The sequence below is a fragment of the Pseudomonas nunensis genome, assembly GCF_024296925.1.
GTDB classification, from domain to species: Bacteria; Pseudomonadota; Gammaproteobacteria; order Pseudomonadales; family Pseudomonadaceae; genus Aquipseudomonas; species Aquipseudomonas nunensis.
In genome coordinates, this window is sequence record NZ_CP101125.1 from 5,185,455 (window position 1) to 5,203,755 (window position 18,301).

Here is an 18,301-nt window from a genome sequence, read left to right on the forward strand (position 1 = left end):
AACGCGATGCCTGCTCTGGAAATTGAAATCATCAACAAGCTGGGCCTGCACGCCCGCGCTTCTGCAAAATTCGTTGGCGTTGCCGGTGAGTTCAAGGATTGCTCGATCAGAGTAGGACGCACGCCGGAATCCACAGTCGACGGTAAAAGCATCATGGCCATGATGATGTTGGCGGCTGGCAAAGGCACAAAGATCCACCTGAGCACTGAAGGCGAACAGGCTGAAGAGGCGCTGCAAGCATTGGTGGCACTGATCAACGACTACTTCGGCGAAGGTGGCTGATCCGCATCCTTGTGTAGCAGCTGGCGAAGCCTGCGTTCGGCTGCGAAGCAGTGGTGAAATCAGACAATACGGTCTCACACGCAAACCGCTTGCACAGGATTGACGACTGCTTCGCAGCCGAACGCAGGCTTCGCCAGCTGCTACAAAACCCGCGTCAAGCCAGCGCCGTATCCATGACCATCATCAAGCAAAACCCCATCAACAATCCCAGGCTAGCCAGTTTGTCGTGACCATTGCGTCGCGACTCCGGGATGACCTCATGGGTCACCACCAGCAGCATTGCCCCGGCCGCCAGCGCCAGACCCAACGGCAATAGCAATTCAGCCAGGCTGACCAGCCACGCACACAACAACGCGAACACCGGTTCGACCAACCCTGACGCGGCACCGATCAGGAACGCCTTGACCCGCGACATCCCCGCCCCGGCCAACACCAAGGCAATCACCAGTCCTTCGGGTACATCCTGCAAAGCGATGCCCATGGCCAGGCTGTCGGCATCAGGCATTCCGCCACCGGCCGAAACCCCGACCGCCATGCCTTCAGGAATGTTGTGGGCAATGATGGCAAACACAAACAGCCAGATTCGCGGCGGGATCACCGGTCGTTCCAACGTACCGACGAGCATTTCCGGGCTGGCCCCAGAGACCTTGCGGTCCACCAGAAATAGCCCGAATGCACCGAGCATGATGCCGAAGCTGATCAGGCCACTGGCCGCCCAAGGTGTCAGCCCCAGGCTTTCGGCCGCAGAGATGCCGGGCACGATCAGCGAAAACGCCGTCGCCGCGAGCATCACCCCGGCACCGAAACCGAGCAAGGTATCGCTGAGCGCTTGGGGCATGCGCCGAATCACCAGCACCGGCACCGCTCCCAACGCAGTACCCAAGGCGCATATCGCCCCACCCTGCAAGGCACGCAGCAGTTTCGGCTCAAGGTCCAGCCATGCCAATCCCTGGGCACCCAACAACGTCATACCCGCCAGCAGTAACAGCGATCCCAACGCGTAACGAAACATTCGTCCGCTGCCAATCGCCAGTGTTTCAGTGCCCATAGTCAGCCTTGGATTGTTTTTATAGATGACTTAAACCAGCGCAGCCTGATAGCGCGCTGCAACTTCAGGCCAATTGATCACGTTGTAGAACGCGTTGATGTATTCCGGACGACGGTTTTGATAACGCAGGTAATAGGCGTGCTCCCAAACGTCCAGACCGAGGATCGGCGTGTTGCCGTTCATCAGTGGACTGTCCTGGTTGCCGCTGCTTTCCACGACCAGGGTCTTTTGCGGCGTGACGCTCAACCACGCCCAGCCGCTGCCGAAGCGAGTCAGCGCGGCTTTGGTGAAGGCGTCCTTGAAACTGTCGAGGCCGCCCAGTTGTTCATCGATGGCCGTGGCCAGCGCACCGTCAGGTTTTCCGCCGGCGTTGGGCGCCATGACTTCCCAGAACAGCGAATGGTTGGCGTGGCCACCACCCTGGTTGATCACTGCAGCGCGCAGTTTTTCCGGGAGTTGCTCGACGCTTGCCACCAGTTTCTCCACCGACCACTCGGCAAACTCGGTGCCTTCGACCGCAGCGTTGAGGTTGTTGATATAGGTCTGGTGGTGCTTGGTGTAGTGGATTTCCATGGTTTGCGCATCGATATGCGGTTCCAGGGCGTCGTAGGCATACGGCAAGGCAGGCAGGGTAAAAGCCATTTCAATGGACTCCATGTTGAAGGGGGACAGGCGGATGCCGGGGCGACGCAGCATCCATGTGCAGCAAACGATGGGTGCGCGGGTACTCGCCGTGTTCACTGATGAAATTCAGCAGTTCGACGTAGGTTTTGCTGCTCTGGCGCAATGCGGCTTCGCGCAGGGCCGGGGCCAGCCGCGAGTCCTGCATGGTCTGCAACAGCCGTTGATGGATCGCGCACAGGTACTCTGCGCTCTCCTCCGGCTGGTTCAGACGCAAGTGCAGGTCCGCCAGGTTGTGATGGGAAATCACGCAAGCGGCCACCGCTTCGTCTGCATCCGCCCAGCGCTCGAACAACACCTGGGCCAGCGCCAGTGCCTGCAAGTAAGCCTCGCGGGCATCGACGAACTCGCCCTGCATGAAATGGCGATTAGCCCTTTCGATCGTGCGTTTCCAGTGCTCCATGGTGTGCCTCCAAAGCGGTAGCGGTGATTACACGCCGCCTGCGGTGAGCTTCTCTGGGTTGAGCAACTCTTCCAGTTGGCTGCGCGACAGGTCGGTGTGTTCCAGGGCGACATCAATCACCGGACGGCCCTGCTGATACGCCTTCTTGGCGATCTCCGCGGCTTTTTGGTAACCGATGATCGGGTTGAGAGCGGTGACCAGAATCGGGTTGCGCGACAGCGCCTCCTTGAGCCGGGCCTCGTTGACCTTGAAGCTGGCGATGGCTTTGTCACCCAGCAGGCGGCTGGAGTTGGCCAGCAACTCGATGCTGCTCAGCAGGTTCTGGGCGATGATCGGCAGCATCACGTTGAGTTCGAAATTGCCCGACTGACCGGCGATCGTGATCACGGTGTCGTTGCCGATCACCTGAGCGGCGACCATTGCCGTGGCTTCCGGGATTACCGGATTGACCTTGCCCGGCATGATCGACGAGCCCGGCTGCAACGCTTCGAGTTCGATTTCGCCGAGGCCGGCCAATGGTCCGGAGTTCATCCAGCGCAGGTCGTTGGCGATTTTCATCAGCGACACGGCGGTGGCCTTGAGCTGACCGGACACAGCGACCGCCGTGTCCTGGGAACCGATCAGCGCAAACAGGTCCTTGCCTGGCTGGAATTGCACTTGGGTCAGTTTGCTCAGTTGCTGACTGAACAACGCCGCGAACTGCGGATGCGCGTTGATCCCGGTGCCGACTGCGGTGCCGCCCTGGGCCAGGGATTGCAGGCTCGGCAGCAGGTCTTGCAGATGGCCAATATTCGCCTTGAGCTGTTGCGCCCAACCATTCAGCACCTGGCTCATGCGCACGGGCATGGCGTCCATCAGGTGCGTACGGCCGGTTTTGACGTGGTGATGGACCTGCTCGGCCTTGTGCTCGATCACTTGCACCAGGTGCACCAGCGCCGGCAGCAATTGTTCATGCAAGGCCAGCGCGGCACTGACGTGGATGGTGGTCGGGATGATGTCGTTGCTGCTCTGGCCGCAGTTGACGTGATCGTTGGGGTTCACCGGCTCGCCGAGTAGACGGCTGGCCAGGGTGGCGATCACTTCGTTGGCATTCATGTTGGAGCTGGTGCCGGAACCGGTCTGGAAGATATCCACCGGGAAATGCTGCATGAAGTCGCCTTCGAGCAAGCCTTGCGCCGCATCGACGATGGCTTTGCCCTGGGATTCGCTGATCTGCTTGAGCTCGACGTTGGCCCGGGCAGCGGCGGCCTTGGCCAGGATCAACGCGCGAATGAACTGCACCGGCATCGGTTTGCCGCTGATCGGGAAGTTATCCACCGCACGTTGGGTTTGTGCGCCGTAGAGAGCATTTTCCGGGACCTGAAGCTCGCCCATGCTGTCGCGTTCGATACGAGTGTTACTCATCGGGAAATCCTTGCACCAGTTCTATGAGGGGAATCGAGGGCTGCAACTCGCAGGTCGCCAGTTGCCAGGTGTAGCTCTGCCAGCGTTTGAGCCGGCATTTACACAGGGAGAGACGTTCGAGTTCGCGCAACGGGCGCCAGGCCTGGTCGAGACAACAGGTGCGCCAGTGCCACGGCAGCGCGACATCGGCGGCGGTGTCGAGCAGCAAACGGAAGGAAGTTTCAGCGATGGTCCAGGGCGAGGTTGCCGTACAACAGGCCAGATACCGGCCTTCGGCCAAGTAATGTTCGATCAGGCGCGGCTCATCGGGATCCATCGCGCAACGGATCTGGCGACTCATCCAGCGCCAGCTTTCGAGGTACGGCTGCTCGTGCAAGGCAGAACTCATAATCCGGGCTCATTCGGTAATGAGATTTATTATTAGATGATAATGAGAACCAAAACAACCCCGAAGGCATACACAGATCCATTGTGGGAGCGGGCTTGCTCGCGAAGGCGGTGTGTCAGTCACCATCATTTGCGGCTGACCCGCCGCCTTCGCGAGCAAGCCCGCTCCCACAAGGGGACTTTCGCAAGGCCCATAAAAAAAGGCGCGCCATCCGATGGGATGGCGCGCCTTTTTTGTAACGGTCGGGGCTTAGCTACCCGCCACCGTCATCCGCTCGATCAACACCGAGCCGGTGCGAATGTTGCTGCGCAGTTCCAGGTCATTCCCCACCGCAACAATCTGCTTGAACATGTCGCGCATGTTGCCGGCGATGGTGACTTCCTGGACCGCGAACTGGATTTCGCCGTTCTCGACCCAGAAACCCGCCGCGCCACGCGAGTAATCGCCAGTGACCATGTTCAGGCCCTGCCCCATCAGTTCGGTGACCAGCAAGCCACGGCCCATGCGGCGCAGCAGCGCAGCCTGGTCTTCGTCGCCATGGGTGACGAACAGGTTGTGCACGCCGCCGGCGTTGGCGGTGCTTGGCATACCCAGTTTGCGACCGGAATAGGTGCCGAGGATGTACGACACCAGCACACCATTTTCGACGAATGGTTTGGCGTAGGTCGCCAGGCCATCGCCATCGAACGCCGAACTGCCCATGGCGCGCATCAGGTGCGGACGCTCATCGAGGGTCAGCCATTCCGGGAACAGTTTCTGCCCGAGGGTGCCTTCGAGGAACGACGATTTGCGGTACAGGCTGCCGCCGGACACTGCCGACAGGAAGCTGCCGAACAAACCACCGGCCAGTTCCGCCGAAAACAGCACCGGCACTTCGCAAGTCGGTACCGGACGCGCGCCGAGGCGGCTCGCCGCTCGTTGTGCGGCGCGCTGGCCGATGCTCACCGGATCGGCCAGCAAGCTGCCCTGACGGCTCACGTCGTACCAGTAATCGCGCTGCATCTGGCCTTCGGCCTCGGCGATCATCACGCAACTGAGGCTATGGCGGGTCGACGCATAACCGCCGATAAACCCGTGGCTGTTGCCGTAGACGCGGCAGCCCTGATGCGTGCTGAGGGTCGTGCCGTCAGCGTTCTTGATCCGGCTGTCGGTGGCAAACGCCGCCGCTTCACAGCTCAGGGCCATCTCGATGGCTTGCTCGGGGGTGATGTCCCATTCGTGGAACAGGTCGAAATCCTGCAGATCCTTGGCCATCAGCGCGGCGTCTGCCAGGCCCGAAGCTTCGTCTTCAGAGGTGTGCTTGGCGATGGCGAGCGCGGCGGCCACGGTTTCGCGAATCGCTTCCGGACCGCTGGCCGAGGTACTGGCCGAGCCTTTGCGCTGGCCGACGTACAAGGTGATGCCAAAACCCTGGTCGCGGTTGAATTCTACGGTTTCGACTTCCCGCTGACGCACCGACGTGGACAGGCCCTGCTCCAGCGACACCGCGACTTCACAGGCACTGGCACCTTGGCGCTTGGCTTCAGCGATGATCTGCTCGACTTGCTCTTGCAGTGCCGGCAACGCTTGTGGGCCGACGCTTTCAACTGCACTCATGCTGTTCTCCACTCAAATTCTGCTTTCGGCTGGGGCCTTCGAGCGACCGGGCCGGACAAGCGGCCCCCGACTGGTTATCATGGCGGCGTTTCTTTGCGGACGGCCACCATGGTTGATTCTTACGACGACTCCCTCGATACGGGAGAAAAAAGCAAATCCCAGGTTAAACGCGAGCTGCATGCTCTGGTTGACCTCGGCGAACGCCTTACAACGCTCAAGCCTGACTTGCTGGCAAAACTGCCGTTGACCGACGCTATGCGCCGGGCCTTGGCCGATGCGCCCAAGCACACCGCGAATATCGCGCGTAAACGGCACCTTATGTTCATCGGCAAGCTGATGCGCGATCAGGACACTGACGCCATTCTGATGTTGCTCGATCAACTCGATGCCTCCACCCGGCAGTACAACGAACGTTTCCATGGCCTGGAACGCTGGCGCGATCGCTTGATCGCTGGCGACGATGCAGTCCTGGAGAAGTTCGTGCTCGACTACCCGGAGGCTGATCGTCAACAGTTGCGCTCCCTGATCCGTCAGGCCCAGCACGAACTGGCGACCAACAAGCCACCGGCATCGAGCCGTAAAATCTTCAAGTACATCCGTGAGCTGGACGAGACTCAACGCGGTCTGCGTTAAGTCCCGAATCGGGCGGGTTGCCACGCAACTCGCCCGAAGCTCCATCCCTTACGATCCTGTGCCACCCACAGTGATCGCATCGATTTTCAGCGTTGGCTGGCCGACACCCACCGGCACCGACTGCCCATCCTTCCCGCATGTCCCCACACCGCTGTCCAGCGACAGATCGTTACCGACCATCGACACTTTGCTCATGGCTTCCGGCCCGTTGCCGATCAACGTCGCGCCTTTGACCGGGGCAGTGATCTTGCCGTCTTCGATCAGGTACGCCTCGCTGGTGGAGAACACGAATTTACCGCTGGTGATGTCCACCTGGCCGCCGCCGAGGTTGGCGCAATAGATGCCGCGTTTTACCGAAGCGATGATTTCTTCCGGGTCGCTTTCGCCCGCCAGCATGTAGGTGTTGGTCATCCGTGGCATCGGCAGGTGCGCGTAGGATTCACGACGACCGTTACCGGTGCGGGCAACGCCCATCAGGCGCGCGTTGAGCTTGTCCTGCATATAGCCCTTGAGTACGCCGTTTTCGATCAGCGTGGTGCACTCGGTCGGGGTGCCTTCGTCATCGACACTCAGCGAACCACGGCGACCGGCCAGGGTGCCGTCATCGACGATGGTGCACAGCTTGGAGGCCACCATCTCACCCATGCGCCCGCTATACGCGGAACTGCCCTTGCGGTTGAAATCGCCTTCCAGGCCATGGCCGACGGCTTCGTGCAGCAGCACACCAGACCAGCCCGAACCCAATACCACCGGCAACGTACCGGCCGGTGCCGGAATCGCTTCCAGGTTCACCAGCGCCTGACGCAAGGCTTCACGGGCATAACCCATGGCGCGGTCATCGCTGAGGAAATAACGGTAATCGGTACGACCGCCGCCGCCATGACCACCGCGCTCGCGACGGCCATTCTGCTCGACGATCACGCTGACGTTGAAGCGCACCAACGGCCGCACATCCGCCGCCAGGCTGCCGTCGGTGGACGCCACCAGAATGCGTTCCCACACCCCGGCCATGCTCACGGTGACTTGCTGGATACGCGGGTCGAGGGCGCGGGTCGCGACGTCGATACGCTTGAGCAGGTCGACTTTCTCGGCGCGGGTCATCACTTCCAATGGGTTGTCCGGCCCGTACAACTGGGCGACGTCCTGAGTAGTGAACGCTTGCACCGTGCCATTCTGCCCGGCACGAGAGATTGAGCGGGCTGCACGGGCCGCCGCGCCCAGCGCTTCGAGGGTGATGGCATTGCTGTAGGCAAAACCGGTTTTCTCACCCGATTGCGCACGCACGCCGACGCCTTGGTCGAGGTTGAAGCTGCCTTCCTTGACGATCCCGTCTTCCAGCGCCCAGGACTCGGAAATCTGGCCCTGGAAATACAGGTCGGCAGCATCGATACCCGGACCGGCCAGATCACCGAGCACACTTTGCAGGCTCTCGATGGTCACGCCGCCGGGCGCCAACAGGTGGTCACTGACTGAGGACAACAACTCGCTCATATGCTTTACGCCTTAAATTCATCGTTCTGAGGCAGGTCGCTGGGCGCCCTGCGAGAAAAAGCGCCGGTGACTGGACACCGGCATCCGCGCCCTGATCGACGCCTGTTCGCTGCTATCGCGTTCGGCCAGCAGCACGGCCTCGCCTTGATCCTGTTGCGCCACCACACGACCCCACGGGTCGACAATGGCAGCGTGTCCATAAGTTTCACGCGGCCCCGGATGGGTACCACCCTGGGCGGCCGCGAGTACATAACACTGGGTTTCGATGGCCCGTGCGCGGATCAGCACATCCCAATGGGCCGCGCCGGTCACGGCGGTGAAGGCCGACGGCGCGGTGATCAGCTCCGCTCCGGCGGCACGCAATTCGCTGTACAGCTCAGGGAAGCGCAGGTCATAACACACCGTCAGGCCGACCCGACCGACGGGCGTGTCCGCCACCACCACGCCACTGCCATAAGCATAGTCATCGGATTCACGGTAACGCCCGCGATTGTCCGCCACGTCGACGTCGAACAGGTGCAACTTGTCATACCGTGCAACGGTTTCGCCCTGGTCATCCACCAGCAGCGAGCAGGCATGCACTTTCGCCATCGGCTGATCCACCGGCGGCAACGGCAAAGTGCCGGCAACTATCCATAACTTGAGGGCGCGGGCGGTCTGTTTCAACCACGGCAGGATCGGACCTTCACCCAACGCTTCGGCGCGGCCGATATCGGCGATGTCGCGACGGCCCATGGCCGCGAAGTTTTCCGGGAGCACCGCGAGCCTCGCGCCAGCGTTCGCCGCTTGTTCAAGCAGACGACGGGCCTGGGCCAGATTAGCCAGCACATCGCTCTGGCTGACCATTTGAATCACCGCTACAGACATGGACATTTCCTTATCTCGAATCAACGCTTACCTGTAGGAGCGAGGCTTGCCCGCAAAGGCGTCTTTCCTGATACACCGTGGTGTATCGGTTCGCGGGCAAGCCTCGCTCCTACAGGGGTTTGAGTCGGCGCATTAGAACCTGAGGGCCATGCTACTCCATCAAACGCAGAGGAGGCTTTTCAAAAAGGCTTGTCCAGGGTGATCTTCGGCTCTTTCCATGGACCTTTGACGGTGTATTTGACGCTGGCAAAACGCGCCACGCGGTCGCCAATCAGCTTGTCGATCAGGAACAGCGCGCCACCAATGGCCGGCGCGCCGACAATCAGCGCGGCAATCGGCAGGTTGTTGGTCAGTGGCAAGGTCACCAGCAACTTGGCATCGACCTGATCGCCGACCAGATCGAGGGTGCCATTGAGCTCAAGGTTGCTCGACGGGCCGGTCAACAGGATCGGCTCACGGGTCACGTAAACCCCGTTGCTTGCCACCAGCAGGCCTTTGACCCGGTCGTAACTCAGGCCCTTGCCAAACAGGTCGGAGAAGTCCAGGCGCAGGCGGCGGCCGATGGAGTTGAAGTTGAGCAGGCCAAACACCCGCAACGCCTGGGCACTGCCCTCGACTTCAACGAACTGACCTTTATTCAGCGAAGCATCGAGGCTGCCGGAGAAACGCTTGGTGGCCAGCCACGCCGGCGAACCGGGCCAGCGACCGTCGACGTCCATGTGAAACTCTTCACTGGTCACGCTCGGCGCAAAGCCCCAGCCCTTGAGCACATCGGCGAGGTTTTTGCCGCTGATCCGGCCCTTGTACCAACTGCTGGTGGCGCCCGGCGTGCCTTCCCAGCCACCGCTACCCTGCAACAGGATGCCTTTGAGGCCCATATCCAGCGTATTAAGCGCGATGCCCTTGGCGGTCGGCCGGACTTTCAGCGACCAGGCACCCACCAGGTCAGTGCCCTGAAACAGCTGATTGATGGTGATATCCAGCGCCGGGATCTTGCTCGGGTCCACGGAAGCCAAGGGGTCTGGCGAGTTTTCGTCGGCCAGCACGGTCGGATCGGGCGCCGGCAACCGCACGTATTGCAGATTGATCGCAATCGGCGCGGCTTTCGCGTCGGGGATGTTCACATTGCCCTTGGCTTGCTGACTGTCGAGCTGCAAGGCCCAGGCTGACGGCTTGCGGGTCAACTGCACCGAGGCTTGATCGAGGGTCGTACCGAAACCGCTGAGCTTGTCGACCTTGAAGTCCGCGCCGCTGAGCAACTGCTTGGCACTGCCGCCCGGATCCTGGCCGGCATACTTGTCCGCCAGATCCTTCCACGGGCCGATATCCAGCTCCGACAGCACGCCGCTGACGCGCAGGCCTTTGTTCGCCGGCAACACCGCATTGCCGCCACCGAGGAACAATTCACCGCGACCGTCGGCAAAATTACCGGCGGGTGCTGCGAACGTGAAGTTCGCCAAGTCGCCATACGTGACCCAATAACGCCGCTCCGGCCCTTGCAGGGTCATGCGGAACACAGTGTCACGGCCCACATCCGCAGCCATGCCGAACGGTGCCGGCAAATCGACGGCGACGCCTTTGAGGTTAGAGCTGACGATCAACTGGCTGTCGGCGCCATTGAGGTTCAGTTGCAGTTGGTAAGGAACGACGCCGGTTACCGGTAACGGCTGGGTCACGTTCAGCCAGTCGGTGAGTTTCTTCACCTCGACCTGACCGGAAGCGGTGACCCGGGTATCGAGCTTGCCCGGACTGCCATCGGCGAAGATTTGCGCGGTGACCGGTTTGTCGAACGCCTTCGCAGTGATGTTCTGCCCGCTCAAGCCCTTGCTGCTGTCGAAACGGAAATCGCCCTTGAGCTGCGTCAGCTCCAACGTCGGTTCGGCCAGTTTCAGCCGCGCCTTGTTGGTCTTGAAGTCGACGACAATCTTTGGCTGATCGCCCTTGGCCAACGGGATATCGAGCTTGAGCTTGCCCTGCAAATCGCCCTCGCCTTCCCAACCGGCGAAGGTGTCGGCGGTGCCGATCGGTGCTTGCTGCAGAATCTTCAGGCCATCGCCCAAGCCGCCGGCAAACCCGCCATCGAGGAACATGTGGACGTTCTGCCCGGCCGGCACATGCGGGATATTGACGTAGACATCGCTGACCTGGGTGTCGAGCAACTGGCCTTTGCTGGCCAGAATGCGCACGCCGCTGTCTTCGATAAACACATCGCCACTGACCTTGCTGACATGCGGCCAACCCGGCTGGAACGCCAGTTCGGCGTCGTGCACCTTGAAGAACAGGCTGATGCTGCGCGCGGTGTCTTCGGCGCCATGGTTCAGCGAGCCCTGATACTGGAAGAAGCCCTGGTCCACCGCACCTTTGAGGATTGCCGTACGTAACCATTCGTCCAGCGCCGGGCTGAGCACGGTCGGCAGGTACTTGGCGGTGTATTTGCCGTCACCGTCCACCAGGCCGACCCGCAGGTCCATGTAGTCTTCCTGAGTGTGGTCGAAATGCAGGCGGATCAGAAAGTCGCCGGCAATCTTGCCCTCTTCGCCCAGTACCTTCAGGTACGGCGCGATCAGGGTGAAGCCTTCTTTATCGAGTTTCCAGGTCAGCCGGGCATTGGCTTGAATGTATTGCCATGGCTTGGCGAAAATCGGGTCCAGGTGCAGGGAAAAATCCTTGCTGTCCATGCGCAGCTCGCCGTGACCAAGGTCGCCGCTGATGCTGCCGCTGACATTCCGCGCGGCCGGTGCGCCGTGATAGGCGTCGAAGCCGACCCGCTCCAGATTGGCGGCGAAACTGAATTTGCTGTCGTCGGTGGCGTTAGGCCGCATGTCGATCAGCACGTTGCGCAATGCACCGGTGACCTTGAGTTTCTCCACCGCGGTGGCCACGCCTTCAGGCAACGGTCCCAACGCATTGAGCAGCGGCGTGAGCGGGGTCAGGTCCAGTCGATCGGCTTGCAGGTGCCAGAGTTCTTCGTTTTTGTCAGTGGCGACGCTTTGCTTGAGTTGCAGATGGGTTTCCCAGCGAGTGTCACCAAAATTCATCGACAGGGAATCGAGGATCACCAGGGCACCTTCGTCGCTGCGCTGGAAGAACGCGTTGAGCGCGAGGTTGTTGAGCTGGATCGGCTTGCGCTCGGCGTAGGCGCCCTTGATTTGCGGAGCATTCAGGCGAATCGCCGCGCTTTGCATAGCGCCTTTGTCCCAGTTTAGCCACAGCTCGCCACCGGCCTTGATCTCGGAGAAATTCCATTGCCGGGTCAGGCGTGCGGGCAACCATTTCGACCAATCGCTTTGCGGCAGGCTCAGGTAAGCCTCCGCCGCGCCCTCCTTCCAGGCGCTGGCCCGCACGCGGGTACGCAGGCTCATGGCCACGGGTTGACCATCGGGCAGGGTCAGGCGCGCGTCGAGGCGTTGACGAGAGGCGCCGGTTTTCAGATTGATGCCAACGTAGGTCAACGTCAGCGGAAGATGATCCACCGGTTGCAAGGTGATCTGGCTATCAAGGATCGACAGCTGTTCGACCATCTGCATGCGATTGAGCAACTGCTCAGGGTCCATTGGCTGGTCTTGCTGCACCGGCAGACCTTCCAGCGCCCAATGGCCGTCCTCGCCTTCCTTGAGGCTGATCTTCAGGCCGTTGAGTTCCAGGTGAGCGATGCGCACTTCCCGGGCCAACAGACTGGCCCAAAGGTCGGGCACGGCACGCACGTTATCCAGGCGCAGGGTATTGGTGCCCGCGCCGACCGTCACGTCGTGGGCCAGCAGAATGGGCGCAAAACCGCTCCAGTTGCCCTCAAGCTTGCCGATTTGCAGGGGCATGCCCAGCGCGGCACTAGCCTTGGTCTCGACGTCGGCGCGGTATTCGGCCACCAGCGGCGTCAGCTCCCGACCGAGGCTGACGTACAACGCCATCAGCACCAGAACCAACGCACACAGGCCCAATCCCCAGCGGGTCAGTGCGGCCAAAAGGCGTGTCAGACGGTCCATGTCAGGTGGCTCCCATGGCAAAAATACTGCAAAAAGCTGAGGCCAGCCGTTCTAGTCGCGGTGAAACCTGGAGATTCAGAGCAGCACCACGTCGTATTGTTCCTGGGAATACATGGTTTCGACCTGAAAACGAATGGTGCGACCGATAAACCCTTCCAGTTCGGCGACGTTGCCCGACTCTTCGTCGAGCAAGCGATCCACTACTTTCTGATTCGCCAATACACGATAGCCTTCCGCCTGATAGGCGCGGGCTTCGCGGAGGATTTCGCGGAAAATTTCGTAGCAGACCGTTTCCGGAGTCTTCAGCTTGCCGCGACCCTGACAACTGCTGCACGGCTCACACAACACTTGCTCAAGACTTTCGCGGGTGCGCTTGCGGGTCATCTGCACCAGGCCCAACTCGGTGATGCCGATGATGTTGGTCTTGGCGTGATCGCGCTCCAGTTGCTTCTCAAGGGTACGCAACACTTGCCGTTGGTGCTCTTCATCTTCCATGTCGATGAAGTCGATGATGATGATCCCGCCAAGGTTGCGCAGGCGCAGCTGACGAGCGATGGCGGTGGCGGCTTCGAGGTTGGTCTTGAAGATGGTTTCTTCGAGATTGCGATGGCCGACGAACGCCCCGGTGTTGACGTCGATGGTGCTCATGGCTTCCGCCGGGTCCACCACCAGATAGCCGCCGGACTTGAGCGGCACTTTGCGCTCCAGGGCTTTCTGGATTTCGTCTTCGACGCCATACAGGTCGAAAATCGGCCGCTCGCCCGGATAATGCTCAAGGCGATCAGCGATTTCCGGCATCAGTTCGGCGACGAACTGTGTGGTTTTCTGGAAGGTTTCCCGGGAGTCGATGCGGATCTTCTCGATCTTCGGGCTCACCAGGTCACGCAAGGTGCGCAGGGCCAGGCCGAGATCTTCGTAGATCACGCTCGGCGCTCCGATGGTTTGGATCTGGGCGTTGATCTGGTCCCACAGACGGCGCAGGTAGCGGATGTCCATGAGGATTTCATCGGCCCCGGCACCTTCTGCGGCGGTGCGCAGAATAAAGCCGCCGGCTTCCTTGATGCCTTCTTTGGCCACGCAGTCGGTGACCACTTGTTTGAGGCGCTCGCGCTCGGCTTCGTCTTCGATCTTCAGGGAAATGCCGACGTGCGCCGTGCGCGGCATGTACACCAGATAGCGCGATGGAATCGACAACTGCGTGGTCAACCGCGCACCTTTGGAACCGATCGGGTCCTTGGTGACTTGCACTACAAGGCTCTGGCCTTCGTGCACCAGGCTGCTGATGCTTTCCACCGCAGGGCCTTCACGCAGGGAGATTTCCGAAGCGTGAATGAACGCGGCACGGTCCAGGCCGATGTCGACGAAAGCCGCCTGCATGCCCGGCAATACCCGCACAACCTTGCCTTTATAAATGTTGCCGACGATGCCGCGCTTTTGTGTGCGCTCGACGTGAACTTCTTGCAGGACACCGTTTTCAACCACCGCCACGCGCGATTCCATCGGCGTGATGTTGATCAGGATCTCTTCACTCATGGCAGGGTCTCGTTCAGGCATGTTCACGATAATGGCCGCATCTAGTCAGTACGACGCTCAGCGCGCGTTAAGGGTTTGCCAACAGGGTATGCCGAAATGGCCGAGCAGTTCTGCGCTTTCGCACAGCGGCAATCCAACCACCGCCGAATAGCTGCCATCGAGCCCGGCGACAAACACTGCGCCCAACCCTTGAATGCCATAGCCGCCAGCCTTGTCGTGGGGTTCGCCGCTGGCCCAGTAGGCCGCCACTTCCTCGCGACTGATGCTGCGAAAACGCACCAGGCTGCGCACCACAAGCGATTCGCAACGCTCGCCGTCAAGCACGGCAATCGCCGTCAGGACTTCGTGCTCCTGCCCCGACAACATCATAAGCATGGCGCACGCATCGGCTTCGTCCACTGGCTTGCCGAGAATTTTCCCGTCCAGGACCACGGCGGTATCCGCACCCAATACGCAAAATGCTGCGTCGGAGACGACCGTACGGCGCCCGGCCTCGGCCTTGCCGCGCGCCAGACGCTCGACATAGGCCGATGGGGTTTCGTTGAGCAAAGGGGTTTCATCAATGTCCGCGCTGATGGCGGAGAACGGCACGCCGATCTGCGTGAGCAGTTCACGCCGACGCGGCGAGCCTGAGGCGAGGTACAGCAATTTCTGTTTCATCCAGACATCTCCCTGTCGAGGTACGGGCGCATGCCTGACCGATTTAATTGATCTTGTAACGCCGACGCAGACCACGCAAACCGAAGCTGATCCACGGCCAGAGCAGTGCGCTAACCAACGCCGGTAGCACCAAAGCCAAGGTTGGCTGGCGATTGCCGGTCAGGGCGCTGAGCCACAGCTGGACCAGTTGGGCCAGGCCGAAGATCACCAGAAGCACCAGGCACTGCTGCCACATCGGGAACATCCGCAGGCGCTGTTGCAACGCCAGCACCAGATAGGTGATGAGCGTCAGAATCAACGCATTCTGGCCAAGCAAGGTGCCATAGAGCACATCTTCAGCCAGCCCCAGGCAAAACGCGGTGACCATGCCGACTTTCTGCGGCAGGGCCAACGCCCAGAATGCCAGCAGTAACGCCAGCCACAGGGGACGCAGGATTTCCATGAATTGCGGCAACGGCGAAACGCTGAGCAGCAGGCCGATGGCGAAGGTCAGCCAGACGATCCAGCCGTTCCGGGATGAAGTAGCACCCGCCATTATTCTCTTCCCCCAGTGGTGGCCGGTGCAGAGACAGGCGGTTTGGCAGCGGGTTTCGCAGCAGCCGGTTTGGCGACAGGCTTGGCCGGATGAGTAGGCTTGGCCGGTGTCGTTGCCGCAGGTGGCGTGGCTGCTGGCGCAGTGACCGGCGCAGCAACGGCCGGAGTCGGCACGACCGCAGGAATCGGTTTAGGCACCGTGGCCGGAATGATCGGCCCGCCGCCATGCTGGTCCAGTGCTTCCTGAGCCTGGGCGGCGTCGTTGGCACGTTCTTCTGCAGTGCGACCATCGCTGAACACCAGCAACAGATAACGGCTGCGGTTCAGGGCGGCGGTCGGCACGGCGCGGACGATGGCAAATGGCTGGCCGGAATCGTGGATCACTTCCTTGACCGTCGCCACGGGGTAACCTGCCGGGAAGCGCTGGCCGAGGCCGGAGCTGACCAACAGATCGCCTTCTTTAATGTCGGCGGTGTCGGCTACGTGACGCAGTTCGAGGCGCTCAGGATTACCGGTGCCGCTGGCGATCGCCCGCAGACCGTTGCGGTTCACCTGCACAGGAATGCTGTGAGTCGTATCCGTCAGCAACAGCACGCGGGAGGTGTACGGCATCAACTCCACCACCTGACCCATCAGGCCACGGGCGTCGAGAACCGGCTGGCCGAGGATCACACCGTCGCGCTCACCTTTGTTGATGATGATGCGATGCGTGAAGGGGTTGGGGTCCATGCCGATCAACTCGGCCACTTCGACCTTCTCGTTGACCAACGCGGAGGAATTGAGCAACTCGCGCAGCCGAACGTTCTGCTCGGTGAGGGCGGCAAGCTTTTGCATGCGACCCTGCAACAGCAGGTTTTCGGTCTTGAGTTTTTCGTTCTCGGCAACCAGTTCGGTACGGCTGCCAAATTGGCTGGCCACACCTTGCCATAGCCGCTGCGGCAGGTCGGTGATCCAGTAAGACTGCATCAGCACCAGCGACATCTGACTACGCACTGGCTTGAGCAGTGTGAAGCGGGCATCGACGACCATCAGCGCGACCGATAGCACGACCAGCACCAACAAGCGCACGCCCAGTGAGGGGCCTTTGGCGAAAAGCGGTTTAATAAGCCGCTCCTCCCAGGCAAATGTTCTCTTTATTCATACGGCATCAAACCGGCCTGGATGCAGACTGACAGAAGATAAACGCAACAGGCAGCACTGCAAAGTGCTGCCTGCGCGCTCACAGCATAGATGCATCGGGCGAGATCACTCGCTCGACAGCAGGTCCATGGTGTGTTTATCCATCATTTCCAGGGCACGACCACCACCGCGAGCCACGCAGGTCAGCGGGTCTTCGGCAACGATCACCGGCAGACCGGTTTCCTGGGCCAGCAACTTGTCGAGGTCGCGCAGCAACGCGCCACCACCGGTCAGTACAAGGCCACGCTCGGCGATATCGGAAGCCAGTTCCGGCGGCGATTGCTCCAGGGCACTTTTCACAGCCTGAACGATGGTGGCCAAAGACTCTTGCAGAGCTTCCAGCACTTCATTGGAGTTCAGGGTGAATGCGCGTGGAACGCCTTCGGCCAGGTTACGACCACGTACGTCGACTTCACGTACTTCGCCGCCCGGGTAGGCTGTACCGATTTCCTGCTTGATGCGCTCGGCGGTGGATTCGCCGATCAGGCTGCCGTAGTTGCGACGCACGTAGGTGATGATCGCTTCATCGAAGCGGTCGCCGCCAACGCGTACGGATTCGGCGTAAACCACACCGTTCAGGGAGATCAGCGCGATTTCAGTGGTACCGCCACCGATATCGACAACCATCGAACCGCGTGCTTCTTCAACCGGCAGGCCGGCACCGATCGCAGCAGCCATCGGCTCTTCGATCAGGAACACTTCACGCGCACCGGCACCAAGGGCCGATTCACGGATGGCACGACGCTCCACCTGGGTGGATTTGCATGGAACGCAGATCAGCACACGAGGGCTAGGCTGCAGGAAGCTGTTTTCGTGAACCTTGTTGATAAAGTACTGCAGCATCTTTTCGCAAACGCTGAAGTCGGCAATGACGCCGTCTTTCATCGGACGAATGGCTGCAATGTTGCCCGGCGTACGGCCGAGCATGCGCTTGGCCTCGGTGCCGACAGCAACGACACTTTTCTGGTTACCGTGTGTCCGAATAGCCACAACCGATGGCTCATTCAGGACGATTCCGCGCTCGCGCACGTAAATAAGGGTGTTGGCAGTGCCCAGGTCAATGGAAAGATCGCTGGAAAACATGCCACGCAGTTTCTTGAACATGGGAAAGGGACCCTAGGCAACGCGTGGGTAAAAAAGTGCGGCAAACTCTAACAACGACAGGGATTTTGGGCAAGGCGCCAATATGTTAAATTGGCCGCTTTTCTGTGCACCAACCCCCACAATCGCGGCCTTATGACCGTAGAAATGCGGTAGTGTTCCGACAATCTAACACACGGACGCCGTCCGTTCTGTTTTCCACTGGAGAATCGCAATGGCGCTTGAACGCTCCGACGTGGAAAAAATCGCTCATCTGGCCTGCCTTGGCCTGAATGATACCGATCTTCCACACATCACTTCGGCCCTGAACAGCATTCTCGGGCTGGTCGACGAAATGCAGGCAGTCAATACCGATGGTATCGAGCCGCTGGCCCACCCACTGGAAGCCAGCCAGCGCCTGCGCGCAGACGTCGTGACCGAGACCAATCATCGCGAGGCCTATCAGTCCATCGCACCAGCGGTCGAAAACGGCCTGTACCTGGTTCCGAAAGTCATCGACTAAAGGGAAAGAGCCTGCA

General features: G+C 60.6%; 17 protein-coding genes. 3 read left to right on the forward strand and 14 right to left on the reverse strand.

Annotation, left to right across the window (positions count from 1 at the left end):
• The first annotated feature begins 6 nt into the window (after positions 1 to 6).
• Positions 7 to 282 carry an HPr family phosphocarrier protein gene (locus NK667_RS22870; protein ID WP_054616131.1) on the forward strand — a complete coding sequence of 92 codons (276 nt, stop codon included), beginning with the start codon at positions 7 to 9 and terminating at the stop codon, positions 280 to 282.
• A gap of 154 nt (positions 283 to 436) precedes the next feature.
• Here NK667_RS22870 and NK667_RS22875 read toward each other — a convergent pair whose 3' ends face one another.
• The 6 genes from NK667_RS22875 to pmbA all read right to left on the reverse strand — a co-directional run bounded on the left by NK667_RS22875 (position 437) and on the right by pmbA (position 5,802).
• Entirely contained in the window at positions 437 to 1,330 is an 894-nt protein-coding gene (locus NK667_RS22875; protein ID WP_054049914.1) for a ZIP family metal transporter, read from the reverse strand.
• A 30-nt stretch (positions 1,331 to 1,360) separates the two neighbouring features.
• Positions 1,361 to 1,972: a superoxide dismutase gene (locus tag NK667_RS22880; RefSeq protein ID WP_054049917.1), complete on the reverse strand. Its 612-nt coding sequence runs from the start codon at positions 1,970 to 1,972 to the stop codon at positions 1,361 to 1,363.
• A gap of 1 nt (position 1,973) precedes the next feature.
• Positions 1,974 to 2,414, reverse strand: coding sequence for a hypothetical protein (locus NK667_RS22885; protein ID WP_054616132.1), 441 nt, complete (start codon positions 2,412 to 2,414; stop codon positions 1,974 to 1,976).
• Positions 2,415 to 2,441: 27 nt separating this feature from the next.
• On the reverse strand, positions 2,442 to 3,818 hold the full coding sequence (locus tag NK667_RS22890; RefSeq protein ID WP_054616133.1) for a class II fumarate hydratase: 1,377 nt from the start codon (positions 3,816 to 3,818) through the stop codon (positions 2,442 to 2,444).
• Positions 3,811 to 4,206: a hypothetical protein gene (locus NK667_RS22895; RefSeq protein WP_054616134.1), complete on the reverse strand. Its 396-nt coding sequence runs from the start codon at positions 4,204 to 4,206 to the stop codon at positions 3,811 to 3,813. Before NK667_RS22895 ends, NK667_RS22890 begins: the two co-directional genes overlap by 8 nt.
• A 249-nt stretch (positions 4,207 to 4,455) precedes the next feature.
• Complete coding sequence (gene pmbA / locus NK667_RS22900) at positions 4,456 to 5,802, reverse strand: metalloprotease PmbA (RefSeq protein ID WP_054049925.1); 1,347 nt, start codon at positions 5,800 to 5,802, stop codon at positions 4,456 to 4,458.
• A gap of 108 nt (positions 5,803 to 5,910) precedes the next feature.
• On the opposite strand from pmbA, the gene yjgA reads away from it, so the two are divergent.
• Positions 5,911 to 6,435 (forward strand): ribosome biogenesis factor YjgA, encoded by a 525-nt coding sequence (gene yjgA, locus NK667_RS22905; RefSeq protein ID WP_054049927.1) that lies wholly within the window; start codon positions 5,911 to 5,913, stop codon positions 6,433 to 6,435.
• A 48-nt stretch (positions 6,436 to 6,483) separates the two neighbouring features.
• Here yjgA and tldD read toward each other — a convergent pair whose 3' ends face one another.
• The 8 genes from tldD to mreB form a co-directional block, all read right to left on the reverse strand.
• Positions 6,484 to 7,926 (reverse strand): metalloprotease TldD, encoded by a 1,443-nt coding sequence (gene tldD / locus NK667_RS22910; RefSeq protein ID WP_054049929.1) that lies wholly within the window; start codon positions 7,924 to 7,926, stop codon positions 6,484 to 6,486.
• An 18-nt stretch (positions 7,927 to 7,944) separates the two neighbouring features.
• Positions 7,945 to 8,793, reverse strand: a complete 849-nt coding sequence (locus NK667_RS22915; RefSeq protein WP_054049931.1) for a carbon-nitrogen hydrolase family protein — start codon at positions 8,791 to 8,793, stop codon at positions 7,945 to 7,947.
• Positions 8,794 to 8,972: 179 nt separating this feature from the next.
• Positions 8,973 to 12,776, reverse strand: coding sequence for a YhdP family protein (locus NK667_RS22920; protein WP_054616136.1), 3,804 nt, complete (start codon positions 12,774 to 12,776; stop codon positions 8,973 to 8,975).
• Positions 12,777 to 12,851: 75 nt separating this feature from the next.
• The gene (gene rng, locus NK667_RS22925) at positions 12,852 to 14,309 is read right to left on the reverse strand and encodes a ribonuclease G (RefSeq protein ID WP_054049935.1); all 1,458 of its coding nucleotides are present in this window, start codon (positions 14,307 to 14,309) and stop codon (positions 12,852 to 12,854) included.
• Positions 14,310 to 14,366: 57 nt separating this feature from the next.
• Positions 14,367 to 14,969: a Maf family protein gene (locus NK667_RS22930; protein ID WP_054616137.1), complete on the reverse strand. Its 603-nt coding sequence runs from the start codon at positions 14,967 to 14,969 to the stop codon at positions 14,367 to 14,369.
• Positions 14,970 to 15,012: 43 nt separating this feature from the next.
• The gene (gene mreD, locus NK667_RS22935; protein ID WP_054049939.1) at positions 15,013 to 15,504 is read right to left on the reverse strand and encodes a rod shape-determining protein MreD; all 492 of its coding nucleotides are present in this window, start codon (positions 15,502 to 15,504) and stop codon (positions 15,013 to 15,015) included.
• Entirely contained in the window at positions 15,504 to 16,559 is a 1,056-nt protein-coding gene (gene mreC, locus NK667_RS22940) for a rod shape-determining protein MreC (RefSeq protein WP_413786157.1), read from the reverse strand. Before mreC ends, mreD begins: the two co-directional genes overlap by 1 nt.
• Before the next feature lie 189 nt (positions 16,560 to 16,748).
• Complete coding sequence (gene mreB / locus NK667_RS22945; RefSeq protein WP_002555108.1) at positions 16,749 to 17,786, reverse strand: rod shape-determining protein MreB; 1,038 nt, start codon at positions 17,784 to 17,786, stop codon at positions 16,749 to 16,751.
• A 211-nt stretch (positions 17,787 to 17,997) separates the two neighbouring features.
• Between mreB and gatC the strand changes: the two genes are divergently transcribed.
• On the forward strand, positions 17,998 to 18,285 hold the full coding sequence (gene gatC / locus NK667_RS22950; RefSeq protein WP_054616138.1) for an Asp-tRNA(Asn)/Glu-tRNA(Gln) amidotransferase subunit GatC: 288 nt from the start codon (positions 17,998 to 18,000) through the stop codon (positions 18,283 to 18,285).
• Positions 18,286 to 18,301: the final 16 nt, after the last annotated feature.

Bases quoted from the DNA above. Each gene is read 5' to 3' on its own strand.
- NK667_RS22870 (WP_054616131.1), top strand. From the start codon at position 7: ATGCCTGCTCTGGAAATTGAAATCATCAACAAGCTGGGCCTGCACGCC.
- NK667_RS22875 (WP_054049914.1), bottom strand. From the start codon at position 1,330: ATGGGCACTGAAACACTGGCGATTGGCAGCGGACGAATGTTTCGTTAC.
- NK667_RS22880 (WP_054049917.1), bottom strand. From the start codon at position 1,972: ATGGCTTTTACCCTGCCTGCCTTGCCGTATGCCTACGACGCCCTGGAA.
- NK667_RS22885 (WP_054616132.1), bottom strand. From the start codon at position 2,414: ATGGAGCACTGGAAACGCACGATCGAAAGGGCTAATCGCCATTTCATG.
- NK667_RS22890 (WP_054616133.1), bottom strand. From the start codon at position 3,818: ATGAGTAACACTCGTATCGAACGCGACAGCATGGGCGAGCTTCAGGTC.
- NK667_RS22895 (WP_054616134.1), bottom strand. From the start codon at position 4,206: ATGAGTTCTGCCTTGCACGAGCAGCCGTACCTCGAAAGCTGGCGCTGG.
- pmbA (WP_054049925.1), bottom strand. From the start codon at position 5,802: ATGAGTGCAGTTGAAAGCGTCGGCCCACAAGCGTTGCCGGCACTGCAA.
- yjgA (WP_054049927.1), top strand. From the start codon at position 5,911: ATGGTTGATTCTTACGACGACTCCCTCGATACGGGAGAAAAAAGCAAA.
- tldD (WP_054049929.1), bottom strand. From the start codon at position 7,926: ATGAGCGAGTTGTTGTCCTCAGTCAGTGACCACCTGTTGGCGCCCGGC.
- NK667_RS22915 (WP_054049931.1), bottom strand. From the start codon at position 8,793: ATGTCTGTAGCGGTGATTCAAATGGTCAGCCAGAGCGATGTGCTGGCT.
- NK667_RS22920 (WP_054616136.1), bottom strand. From the start codon at position 12,776: ATGGACCGTCTGACACGCCTTTTGGCCGCACTGACCCGCTGGGGATTG.
- rng (WP_054049935.1), bottom strand. From the start codon at position 14,309: ATGAGTGAAGAGATCCTGATCAACATCACGCCGATGGAATCGCGCGTG.
- NK667_RS22930 (WP_054616137.1), bottom strand. From the start codon at position 14,969: ATGAAACAGAAATTGCTGTACCTCGCCTCAGGCTCGCCGCGTCGGCGT.
- mreD (WP_054049939.1), bottom strand. From the start codon at position 15,504: ATGGCGGGTGCTACTTCATCCCGGAACGGCTGGATCGTCTGGCTGACC.
- mreB (WP_002555108.1), bottom strand. From the start codon at position 17,786: ATGTTCAAGAAACTGCGTGGCATGTTTTCCAGCGATCTTTCCATTGAC.
- gatC (WP_054616138.1), top strand. From the start codon at position 17,998: ATGGCGCTTGAACGCTCCGACGTGGAAAAAATCGCTCATCTGGCCTGC.